Below are 11,804 nucleotides of genomic sequence, written 5' to 3' on the forward strand. Positions count from 1 at the left end.
TTCAAGCGCAGACTATTGAGGGCGATTATATATGAAATTGAATGAGTTGAATTGATAAAGCTCCGATTTTAGGCGCTTTTTACGTACCTTAAGATAAGGAAATATCCAAATGATCGAGCATTTTAAAAAAGCCACAAAATTCGTTTAATCTTTATAAATAATTCAGTGGCTAGATTAGTATTACCTAACTGCCTTGTAGGCACTCTGCATGAGCTTTACAACATTTGATTTATTACCCCAAGGTAAACATACCTATCTCCGCACTTACAGGGGAGCTCGACATTTACGTGACTAAATTTGATGTAACCTTACGGCTATTTGATTTGCCATGATTGACTCTTGGGTTATCCCTTTTTCCAGTTCAGACATTATGGACTCTAACTTAGGGGGGATAATTTTTGAGACTCGATTCCAGTCTTGATATTGGTCCGCAAATAGCTCTGAGCGGCCATGTTCTTTGAGAGTATCTGTTGATAAATTAGGTAGCAGCATATAAGTCGCTCCCGATGATAAAGCTAAAGAGATACCTTTAGGATCGGTATCAAACCAAGCTATAAGCTCTACGCCTGGAAAAGCCAACGCAATTTCTTTTGATATTACTCCCGTGTCCTTATCTCCTCGGTAAACAATAAGAGGATTAGATCCTATGTCGGTTTGTACTAATCTAAACTTAGAAAATGCTTCATAGTTTTCAACAATCACAACTTGGCTGTGCTCAATGCTCGTCAAATGACTTAGAGCTACCTCAATGTTCATGCCCTCTTGTAAGTCATATGATTTACCATTTATGTTCGTGGACAAAATCCCATAAACTTTAATGACCTTGTCTTTGACAGGGCTTGAGCTTAACTTCTCGTTAGGAAAGAACTGAGCCATATCCGTTCGAGAATTAGGGATGGGATCAGTTAAAAGATCAAAACCAGATTGATCTTTAATCACCTTCCTAATTTGACGTATATCTCTAGGCGTCAGCTGCAAATGTTCTCCTCTGGCGCTCCCAACACTAAAGTCGCGATGAAAAGTATCAAACACGCCACTCAGCGCTACACTGGCACCTTCATTAACCTTCGCAGGAGAGAAGAGTTGCTTTAACCGATATAAATCACTACCCGTTATATCATCAATAATTCTACTCACAGTTTCCTCGCTATAGACACATCTTCTAAGTGAAGGTTGCCGTAACCTATATTGCTACCTTTTGCTAAATAGGTATAAGACCCGATAGGCTCAACGGTAAAGCCTTTGCTATCTTCGGGAAGCATTGAACTATGGAAATTAAGCACGCTAAATAGCCACACGTCTTTAGCGCAAGTGAGCTGGTCAAGATCTTCCGGTAAGTCACTATTGATTTGCTCGTAATACTCCAAAGCGGAAATGCTGGTTTTTCCCTTACCAATAAAGGCTTCAGCAAAAAAGGTATCGCAATGAGAATCAATGTCCGCTTCAATCAGCTCTTGTATTTCAACATCAAGAGTCAATTCTCGTCGCTCAGCTTCTTCAACAACCGGAAGCTCTTCTTGTTCTGCAGGCTGTGCCGTAATTTTTTCAACAATATCAGCCAATTCCGGCTCTTGGTCCATATCATCAGGATTTGGGTGATGCGCAAATTGTAACGGCTCTGAAAGCCAAAACATCGGTATACCATCGTGCTTTGCTACCTCATCAGGCAAAATCAAATCGTCACTTGGTGTCCAGTGTGGCTCTTGATCAATAAACCGATCAAAGGCATTGATCAGGTCCTTATCGCGTTCGCGGTTACGATACTTCAGCATCAAAGCTCGGAGTTGAATTAGGATAGATCCGAGCTCTTGTTGGCAACTACGAATCGCACTGTGCATTTCAGCACAAAACAAGGTGTTGAGCTCTGAGTTATCTCCAGCCATTTCACTCAACAACTTAAAAGAGAAAGCTTTCATGCCAGTAACAAGCTTTTCAGCTTGCTCTATAGCAACTTGGTTCTCTTTTTGTTTTTGAGCGAGCGTATGGCCATAGCCAAAATCATAACTGATACGGTTTCTTAAGCGACGACAAGACTCTTGCAAGTCCATTGTGATTTCATAAACCACACCTTCAAGGCTATTAAACCTATCCGCCTCTTGTTCTCTTTTGCCATTTAATTTAGCTTCCAGGTATTCTTGCGCTAAGCTCTGAATTTCTGGAATGCGCTCAGCATGTTGAGTCCCAAGAAATGAACTCGCTTCCGTTTCAAGGAAGTAGTTCATCAATGCTTCCATCTTAGGGTGCACGCGGTAGCCGCGGCTTGTCACGATAACAACACGGGCTTCTTTTAATTTACGTAGGTCATTGGCGTTTTCATGAGTCTCACGTATCGTGCCATTTTCAAAAACATGCGTTAATGTGTCCTTTGCTTGGCTGATTAAGCGAAGCATGTGGTTAACACCACCATGTTTCCCATTGTTTTGAGGGCTCATCAAAAGTCGAACTCCCCTTGGTTCTCGTTTGCTTTGTTAACTGTCTCAACGATCTTTTCATGCGTATCGATGAAATCGAGCACCTCGTAGACAAAGTCTAATTTTCCCGTCATCACATAGAGTTGGCGCTCTTTGTTTACTAAATGAGCCACCCCTTCTTTAACCAGAAATTCGACAACTACATTGAGTTTATCCGCTGCACTGTCACGCACTTTTTTCCGACTCACTTTTGGAAGTCGATAAATACTATCGAGTTTCTCCATCAAGCTAGGAGACGATTGGATTTGCGCACTCAGCACAGGCACATTTAACTCATCACCACCAACCATCACAGCTTCAACTTGAGCAGCCTCACTGACTGTCGCTACGAACTTAACCACAGGTCGAATGATACCGTGTACATTACTCATCAACGCGGTCACCTGACGACGATTGTGGTCGTCGATACTTTTATAGGTAACATAATAGGCGCTGGTTCTGCTCGTACATTGGAGCTCGCGCCCCATAAGAGTCAACGCTTGATTGATTTCTCGGCGTGTACGATCCTCTTTAAGCGTCTTGTAAGCTTCACGATCCGTTGCTGGGCAGATAAAGCTACCACTAAGTAGAGATTCTAAGACTTGTGATACTGGCTTCATGCTTCTACTCCTGTGCTAGTTTCAGCGGCTTTAGCTAACGCAAGTTTGCTTACTTTAGGTTTGTTGAAAATGTTCTTGTAAGGCGTTAAGTGATACAGATACTTAAATAAGTTGGCCGTACGATTATTGCCATCGGGTTGAGCCGCGATAACATTGAAGTTATGTGCACCCATCATTTTGAGCAGTTTGGCTTGGTTTTCTGCCGTCAGCTTACCAATCTCATCGGTTGGGTAAGTTATTGATAGTCGACTTGCTCCACGTTGTTGTGTCAGAAGTGCTAAATACAACATGGATTGAATGAGCAAGTTCGTACCATTACTGGCCAAATCACGCATATCTTTATCTGTTTTGGCCGTTTTACGCTGGTTGTTCTCGATGACTTCAAATTTGATGTCAAACAGCTCAGTAGGCTTTTTAACTTTCTCGGCACTAATATGGTATGTCAGTGTGCTTAAAGCGTTGAAAAACTCTTTGGTTGGTAGCTCAGCAGATCCCGTTTTATCCCACTCTTCGTAAATCTCAGAGAAGTTAATAATATCTTGCCAACCTTGTAGTTTGGAAAGTGAACTTTCAACGTTAATGTCAATAGAACCAACCACCGAGAACGTGTTATTGAGCTTTACTTGTTCAGAGATATTACGACCAAGTTTCTTAATGTCACGGTCGAAGCCGAGTAGCCGATGCTTGAAGTCAACGAGCATACGCCCCATGTTGACCGCGCTTTCAATTGTTATGCTGGTCACCTGAGGAATAATGTCATTCATGATGATTTCTAGAATATCTATTCGCTTAGAGTCACTAGCAACAATATCCTCTGTAATGGCGTTTCGGCTGCTTTCATTCCAGAAACGATACAGCTCCCCGTCACCAAGGTTGAGAGTGATAGTTTCCATCTGTTGTATATCTTTTTTACGTAGCTTAGTAAGCCTCTCTAACTCCGGGAGTTTGCTCTCTACATAGCTCAAGAGTGAATTTAAATCGCCGTTATAATCGAGCGCTTCTTGGCTGCCTTCTTCGCCCTCAAACATCACATAGTTAGTTAGGCGAGAGATTGCACTGTCAGCTCGCTGTTTGTGGTTTCTCAAGATAGAGAGCTTCTCATCAAACTCTTTTTTGGTTCGATGAGCTTTGGCTCTCAACTCTTTCAGTTTAGTTTCAAAAGATTCAAACTCTTGATGCACCGTTTCAAGTTCTTTGACCTTAGTATTTCGATCGTCACGTCTCTTAGGATCATCCACTTCATAAACAGCAAGCCATATCTCGTATTCTTTGATTTTATGAGACTTCACTTTTAAGTTTTTGATCTCATTATCAAGCAATTCAATTTCTTCTTTGTAGCGTTGATAGATTTCACCGCTAATACCTTGATCACTCAACCGCTGTTCATACTCCGTTTTGATGCGCTGTTTGTTCTCGCCCAACGTCAGAGTACTTTTTTCCAGTAGTTCATCTATAGCTCCGATCGTGAGATCAAGTGATGATTCAACATTGCTAATTTGAGTAAGCCTGTCGTTGTTTAGCTCTAATTTTGCTTCTTCAAAACGTTCAAGCGTTACTGAGATTTCCCTATCAATCAGGGCTATAGCTTTCTCAATCGATTTGATGTTTATATTAATTTTTTCGACTAAGCTCTCTTTTGCACGGGCAATCTCTATTTTCTTGTTTTTAAGGTTAACCTTAGTTTGTGATAGGTCACCCTCAGCGTTTCGCAGTTCATTGCGTAATCGTGATAACTCAAGCGTTGACTGCTTAACAGCAAAATCATTTTTCAAAATTTGCTTATTGAAATCAGCCTCTGCGTCTTCAAGCTCAACGATACGGTCCATCAAGTGAGCCTGCTCTTCCACATCAGCTTTGTTGGTGACACTACAATCTGCTAGGTTGCTCGTATCGATATATAAATCGTACATTGAACCTGAATCTTCAGTCATTGATGGTGTGAGTGTCGTGTCCATCAAAAGCTCATCGGTGAGAACACGACCAAGTGGAGAGCTTTGCCACCCCTGTCGATTAGTCTCCAGGAACGAGAACAAGGTTCCTGAATCTGGGTCTAATCGGTTACTGACTACTTTCAGCCTGGTTTCGGCATCGCGCATATTTCGACGAGTGGCCTCTAATCTTTCGAGTAGTTTTTCACGTTTAGTTTGTAAGTTGACTCCTTCCTTCTCACTCAAAGTTGTCGTGTGTTTTAACGTGTCTACTTGTTCTTGTAATCTGTCCTTCTCAGACTCCAACTGCTCTCTCTGCTCAATGAGAAACTCATCAATATCTGGGTTCTTTAGTCGCTGCTTTTGAGTAGCGAGTTCAGCCCTATGCTCCATAAGAGCCTGAGATTTATCCGCTGTAAAAATCGTATGGGTTTGGGTCAGTTCCTTTAACTGTGGCTGATATACATCGTCTATCTTGTCTTTTTTAACCTTGCACTCTTTCTCGGCATCAAGTTTTTGCTCTGTTAGGTCAGACTTTTCTTTATTGAACTTACTAACAAGGTTTTGTTTGTCTTTCTCATACTTTGCTTTCGCATCATTTACCTTAGTTTCAAGATCGGCGTAACTTTGTCTTTGTTGTGCCACCCTGTCTTCCATTTCTGGCAATTGCTTTAGCTTAACGGACAGTTCTGGATAACCACTATTTTCGTATGTTATAAGCTTGCTGTGATGTACTTCGATCTCAGAGTTAATACTTGTGATAGAGCGTTGAAGAGCGCTCTTTTGAACCTCTTTATCAAGCTTATCTTGATTAATTTCGCCAATCTGCTTGTCACTGTTTTCAAGAAAATCTGAGCGCTCGATTTCGGTTTTCTTAAGAGATTCATCAAGGCTTTCAGAGGCTTCACGAATGATTGTTAAGGCATTGGCGAGCTGAGTGGTTAGATAGGCAATCTGCTTATTGTTCGCAATAGCTTCAATGAACGCTTCTTTTTTGGCTAGGAACGCTGTTAGGCCGTTGTAGTCATCACACCATTGTTCAATTCTGTTTGCATCCACACCAAACTCTAATGTGCTATTTCCTTGCTCGAGGATATCCAGGAAAAGCGCCTTTGTGTCGGCCATATTGAATTCACCTTGAATCAACGCCGCTGTGATTTTTTCAATGTGACGGACATCATGACGACCAGAGCACAAAGAGTAGCTCAGGAACTGATTGCTCAAATTCCCTGCATTAATATTTTGGATAATTTCGCGGTACTCTTTGACGCTAGTAATACGCGACTCGTATTCTAAGCCGTTAGCGTTCAGCTCCGCGGCCAGCTTTGTACAGCCGATAGCGTAAGGCTTATCTTCGCTGTCTTGTTTAATGATCACTGACTGCTCAAACTGACCTTTAACGAAAAGGTAAACAATGCCACCTTTAGTACTAAGGTTTCGATAACAAATGACATGAGCAACTTGACCACGAGCAGTAATGTACTCGAAAACAATATAACTGTTGTTGTGTGGTAAATACCATTCTGCAAAGGGCTTATTGACATTCGATTTCCTGACGATCTGCGTGCCAGTCGCTCCATAAAAGAACGGAATGAGCCTTAAAAGTGATGTTTTGCCTTCTCCGTTACCGCCAGTGATCTGAGTGGGAGCGTCAAAAGAATACTCAGAAAACATCTTGTTTTTCTGATAAGAATTTATTGCGATAACTTTGGTCAATCCGGCATACATCATCGTATCTATCTCGAGTTATGTTGTTTTTCTTGACTGAAAATCAACCAGTTTGAATTTGTGGCCACTAAATCAGGTTACAGCTTTCAATACCATCGACTCTCTCACAGTAAAGATTCCTGACTTTTCTTGCCCTTGCCAATATCCACAATAAATATATGTACTTTTTCACTACATGTATATACTGTATACATCAACATGTAACATTTATGAGCACGAACATGAGTCAAGCAGATATCAAATGGGACCAACAAGTACGATTTCGACTAATTGAGATCATTGCTCTTTGGGAGGGTCGACTGACGACAAATCACCTATGTGATGCTTTTCACATAGGGAGACAACAAGCTTCTAGGGATATCAACAAGTACATTAGCTTAACTGACCAAGGTCAATTGATACTGGATAGAACAATTAAAGGCTATAGGCCAGCAGACAACTTTAAGCCTTTATTTACTCAAGGCACTGCTCATGAGTATCTACTTATGCTTCATCAGCAATATAACCAAGAAGAGACCTTCGAGTTCTTTAATTGGGGGGAAGCTCAATCGACCGTATTGAACGTTCCTGAAAGGGCTATATCACCAAGCATTGTTCGAGGATTAATTGCGGCAGCAAGGGCTAACCTTCGCGTCGATATTGACTATGTATCGCTCTCTACACCTGAGGTTCGAGGTCGAATTATTGCGCCTCACAGCTTAGTCTATGATGGGATCAGGTGGCATGTAAGAGCATATTGTGAAGAGAAAAATGAATTTCGAGATTTCGTGTTAAGTCGCTTTAGGAACGAACCTGACTTAATGGATAAGTCACCAAAAATGCGAGAACATGATGACAACTGGAACCATCAAGTTAAGTTAATGATTACACCTAACCCTTACTTGTCTGAGCAACAACAAGTTGTTGTTGCTGACGACTACGCTATGAAAAACAAGAAGATGGAAATAGTAACTCGTGGAGCTTTAGTCAGTTATTACTTGCGACGTATGGGCGTCATACAAGACCAAAAGCTGCTAAAAGAACAACCAGAAGCCTATCAATTGACTGCTCACTTTGACGAAAGTCTACCTAGATAAATCAAGGTTCGTTCGAGACAACCCGATAAGATTGGTGATGTTCTAGATGGAACATTATCTGTCTACTCGAAACTAGGGCTGACTGTATTTATGGTGTAAAGATCCATGAATAAACGCTCCTTGCTGAATGCTTTAAAACAGCAGCCTACACCTATTGTAAAGTGACGACTAAAAACACCCTACATTTCACTCGATAAGTTTTTAGCTAATATTCCTTTTCTGATACCAAATAACCTCTGACACATCACAATCAAAGTACTGACACAAGGCATCAAGAGTTTTTGTGGTTGTAGTGTACCCTTCATCTCGCATCATTTTCGCCATGGCCGAACGCTGAATACCTATTTCGGCAGCAATTTGAGCTCCAGAGATCTTCCGTCCCTCTTCCGCTGATTTTTTATCTATAAGTTCCTTTAAGTTATATCTAATCACACATCAATTCCTAAAAGATATAATAATGTGTCTTGATAAAACACAAACAATGGAGGTCAAATGGACCAATTATTACTTACAGCAAAAGAGCTTGCAGGTCGTATCAAATTTAGCGCCAACTATATCAATTCGACTCTGCGAGATTCAATTTTCATCGAAGGTAAACACTACATTCGACCATTCAATGGTAGAAAAATTCTCTACATTTGGGAAGAGGTAGAGGCAGAATTATACCAATCTGCATCACGTAACCTTCAGTATATTCCAATGGCTGGCGGGAGGGTGTGTCATGGGTAGTATCAATTCACGTAGCGGTAAGCTCTATCTCGACTTCCGATATGAAGGTATGCGTTGCCGTGAGCAAACTGCACTGCCTGCAACTCAAGTAAACCAACGCAAGCTACAGAAACTGCTAAATCAAATTGAAGCGGACATTCGCCTGAGTTGTTTTGTATATAGTGAGTACTTCCCTGAGTCTAAGAAAGCTCAAACATTTTTGAAACAAGACATCCAAGCTCAAAAACGCAAACAGGAAGTACTTGGTAATTACAAAACGGCAGTACAAGGGCTACAAGGAATTGAAACTGTCTTGTTCGAAAGCTTCGCACAGGAGTGGTACGACGAAAACGAAGTGCGTTGGAAAGAAAGCTATAAGGACAGTATGAAGATCTACTTATGGTCGTACCTTGTACCTCACTTCGGGCATTTAGACGTCGCGAAGATCTCTCGACCTGACATCTTTAAGTACCGTGCTTCTTTAGTGAAACCGCGTAACAACGGCAAAAAATTATCTGCCGAGTTCATTAATCATGTAATGACACCACTGCGCATGATTTTGAGCGAAGCCGGAGATCGCTATGATTTTCGTTCGACGTTTGAAAACATCAAACCACTACGTGTTGAACGCACTAATGTAAACCCGTTTGATTTTAACGAAGTGAACTTGTTTTTATCATCGGTACGTTCCGATTTTATAGATTACTTCACCGTTCGTTTCTTCACCGGAATGCGCACCTCAGAGATCGATGGTCTGAAATGGAAGTACGTAGATTTTGAGCGTGGTTTAATTTCAGTTCGAGAAACGTTTGTACACGGCCGTTCAGACACAACGAAAACGGTGGGTTCAACAAGAGACATTCAAATATCATCTGTTGTACTTAAAGCTATAAAATCCCAATACAAAGTGACTGGTACTAAGGAGTATGTGTTCTGCAATGCAGCTGGAAACCCTTTAGATAAAGGTAACGTCAGAGACCGAATCTGGAAGCCGACACTTAAAAACTTGGGAATGGAATATCGCCGCCCTTATGAGACTCGACATACGGCTGCAACATTATGGTTAGCAGCCGGAGAAGCACCTGAGTGGATAGCTCGCCAAATGGGCCATACCACTACAAAAATGCTGTTCACCGTTTACAGCCGATATATACCAAACCTAACCAGGCAAGACGGCAGTGCTTTTGAAAAGTTATTAGATGCTAATTTAAATGGAGGAAAGTAAATGGCTTATTCACCTCTAGCTATTCACTGCACCAGTTTGTGCTGTGACATTCTTCAGGCTCAGCGTTTTCAGAAAATCTCTCATCAAGATATTGATTGGCTATACGATGAAATTTACGAACTTATCAAGCAACGTACTGAACTGTGGCCAGATAAATTCCATCATGAACATGTCTTTATTGATTCAGTCACGCGCGGTGTACTAAAAGCACTACATCTATGTAAAGACAAACCAAATAATCGAGATGCCAGTTGGCTGTTGATTGCAATGCAATCACGGATCAGTTTTTCTTTGAAGCAATTGCATTAATGAGAGCTACTCAAAAAAGAGCCAAATGAACCCATGTTTATTTGGCTCTTTTCTATTTCCCATTTTTGAACATTTCTATACTCTGCTTGAATCTACCCTCACCTACAACTGGCGCCTAGTTCACCTTGAAATAACTCATCAGCCATCACCCGTTAACAAGAACACTATAATTTGTTGCACACCCACTTCACTGGCCGCACAAAGTTAACGTTGATAACTTGAGCCTAAGTTCTATAGTAGTTTTGCATTAACCGTAGTGCTGGACCCTTCAAACCGCACCAGACTCAGATTAACGAGAGCATTCTTTTTAAAAATGTGCTGATGACTATTTCTTAAATGTTCTGTTACTCCAAACTGTAGATGCTTAGAAGGTTGTCACAGCATGGTCACCACGTGGTCACAAATCGAGTTTGAGAGATATGAGTCACTTAGCTCATCCAATAATTATTCAACGGGGAGGCAGACAAGAATGATGCTATTTAAGGTACTTTCCAGAAACGCAGACACAAAAAAGCCCACGCTAGGTGGGCTTTTTGCTTGTTCAGAAAGAACGAATTTGGTGCCCGCTACTGGACTCGAACCAGTGACACCTTGCATGTCATGCAAGTACTCTAACCAACTGAGCTAAGCGGGCGATGTTCTAATTTCTTATTACTACCATTGTGACAAACTCAATAGTTATGCAATAAAAACAAATAAGGAATGGTGCGTCCGAGTGAACTCGAATCACCGACCCCCGCCATGTCAAGACAGTAACTGTACAAATAGAAAATCTACATGGATACCCTAGATTCATGCTCTCTGTCGGAAAAACAGACACTTAAACTAGAATACTTAAAATCAATGACTTAAGTTTTGTTGTGACGAAATGTTTTATGTATGAATTTGGGCACACTCTTGTCACATCCATATACTACAATTAGTTAGGTTTAAAAATTTCAATTTGCGACTACGAGATCTAACATTTGAGCGACTTTATATCTAGACTTGAGAAATACGACGCTACCCTGCTCTACAACGTAGAGCTCTCTCACGTTAATCTTTGTGACATATCTATCGACCCTGATCTCGCAGAAATCATCGCGGAGTCAAATCCCGTTTCAGCCTTAAAGTCAAAGTCGATTGCATCAAAAAGTACCCAGGCTATGAGCAACCTAGTCGCTTTGCAATCTCCAATTTGGGTCTATAAAAAACGAAATCATTACTATCTCGTATCGGGTCTTTTAACTCACTTTCTACTTATAAATACGATTAATTCCGAACAGTCACTCACTAGAAAAACACCCGTTATCTTGCTCACTAAAAAGCCTCAAAATGACATTAAACGGCTCATATTTTTGTCCGATTTAACCACCCAATTATTAAAAAAGCTGTTTATCACAAAGGAAAAAACTGTGAAATTTTTCTTAGAAAACTGGTTCCCTAATGATGAGGCAAAAGGTAGCTATCTAACAAACAAAGAGTGGCAAGTAATTTTTCCAGAGCTAAAAACTAAGAAAGAACTAGCCGCCATATTGAATACCTCAAATCGAGATTTATGACCATGAGAGAGTTCATTTCTAGGCAAAATTTATTAGATGAACAATTGAATTTGAGCGATGATGAATTCGAAAGACTTTATGATTTTCTCACTTTAATTGAATGCCCCGTTTCATTCAGAGCGCTCAACGAAGTACTAAGTAACCTACTCGAAATAGCACAACAATATCGGTGTTTTTCAAGGTAGTTGTCATCATTTGCTTACTTATTAAGCAGCTTCT

10 protein-coding genes and 1 tRNA gene are annotated in these 11,804 nt (G+C 40.9%); 5 read left to right on the top strand and 6 right to left on the bottom strand.

What is annotated here, in order from left to right; translation table 11 throughout:
• Positions 1–291 precede the first annotated feature (291 nt).
• The 4 genes from AB6E52_RS12570 to AB6E52_RS12585 are packed head-to-tail and all read right to left on the bottom strand — an operon-like array spanning position 292 to position 6,729.
• On the bottom strand, positions 292–1,137 hold the full coding sequence (locus AB6E52_RS12570) for a hypothetical protein (protein WP_102321021.1): 846 nt from the start codon (positions 1,135–1,137) through the stop codon (positions 292–294).
• Positions 1,134–2,432, bottom strand: a complete 1,299-nt coding sequence (locus tag AB6E52_RS12575; protein ID WP_102321022.1) for a hypothetical protein — start codon at positions 2,430–2,432, stop codon at positions 1,134–1,136. The genes AB6E52_RS12570 and AB6E52_RS12575 overlap by 4 nt, the downstream gene beginning before the upstream one ends.
• Positions 2,432–3,070 carry a hypothetical protein gene (locus AB6E52_RS12580; protein WP_102321023.1) on the bottom strand — a complete coding sequence of 213 codons (639 nt, stop codon included), beginning with the start codon at positions 3,068–3,070 and terminating at the stop codon, positions 2,432–2,434. Before AB6E52_RS12580 ends, AB6E52_RS12575 begins: the two co-directional genes overlap by 1 nt.
• Positions 3,067–6,729, bottom strand: coding sequence for an ATP-binding protein (locus AB6E52_RS12585; RefSeq protein ID WP_102321024.1), 3,663 nt, complete (start codon positions 6,727–6,729; stop codon positions 3,067–3,069). The genes AB6E52_RS12580 and AB6E52_RS12585 overlap by 4 nt, the downstream gene beginning before the upstream one ends.
• A 218-nt stretch (positions 6,730–6,947) precedes the next feature.
• Between AB6E52_RS12585 and AB6E52_RS12590 the strand changes: the two genes are divergently transcribed.
• Positions 6,948–7,802 carry a WYL domain-containing protein gene (locus AB6E52_RS12590; protein WP_102321025.1) on the top strand — a complete coding sequence of 285 codons (855 nt, stop codon included), beginning with the start codon at positions 6,948–6,950 and terminating at the stop codon, positions 7,800–7,802.
• Between the two features lie 201 nt (positions 7,803–8,003).
• Here the strand turns inward: AB6E52_RS12590 and AB6E52_RS12595 are convergent, their stop codons facing one another.
• Complete coding sequence (locus AB6E52_RS12595; RefSeq protein WP_102321026.1) at positions 8,004–8,234, bottom strand: helix-turn-helix transcriptional regulator; 231 nt, start codon at positions 8,232–8,234, stop codon at positions 8,004–8,006.
• A gap of 60 nt (positions 8,235–8,294) precedes the next feature.
• Between AB6E52_RS12595 and AB6E52_RS12600 the strand changes: the two genes are divergently transcribed.
• From AB6E52_RS12600 to AB6E52_RS12610, 3 genes are read left to right on the top strand one after another with little or no spacing between them, the layout of a single operon-like run.
• Positions 8,295–8,531, top strand: a complete 237-nt coding sequence (locus AB6E52_RS12600; protein WP_102321027.1) for a hypothetical protein — start codon at positions 8,295–8,297, stop codon at positions 8,529–8,531.
• Entirely contained in the window at positions 8,524–9,735 is a 1,212-nt protein-coding gene (locus AB6E52_RS12605; protein ID WP_102321028.1) for an Arm DNA-binding domain-containing protein, read from the top strand. Before AB6E52_RS12600 ends, AB6E52_RS12605 begins: the two co-directional genes overlap by 8 nt.
• Complete coding sequence (locus AB6E52_RS12610) at positions 9,736–10,044, top strand: hypothetical protein (RefSeq protein ID WP_102321029.1); 309 nt, start codon at positions 9,736–9,738, stop codon at positions 10,042–10,044. It abuts the gene before it with no gap.
• Positions 10,045–10,601: 557 nt separating this feature from the next.
• Here the strand turns inward: AB6E52_RS12610 and AB6E52_RS12615 are convergent.
• Positions 10,602–10,678 (bottom strand) — tRNA-Val (locus tag AB6E52_RS12615).
• Positions 10,679–11,009: 331 nt separating this feature from the next.
• Here AB6E52_RS12615 and AB6E52_RS12620 point away from each other — a divergent pair.
• A complete protein-coding gene (locus AB6E52_RS12620; protein ID WP_102321030.1) occupies positions 11,010–11,585 on the top strand; it encodes a hypothetical protein in 576 nt (191 codons plus the stop codon).
• Positions 11,586–11,804 lie beyond the last annotated feature (219 nt).

The organism is Vibrio sp. 10N.247.311.13, assembly GCF_041467595.1.
Taxonomy (GTDB): domain Bacteria; phylum Pseudomonadota; class Gammaproteobacteria; order Enterobacterales; family Vibrionaceae; genus Vibrio; species Vibrio crassostreae_C.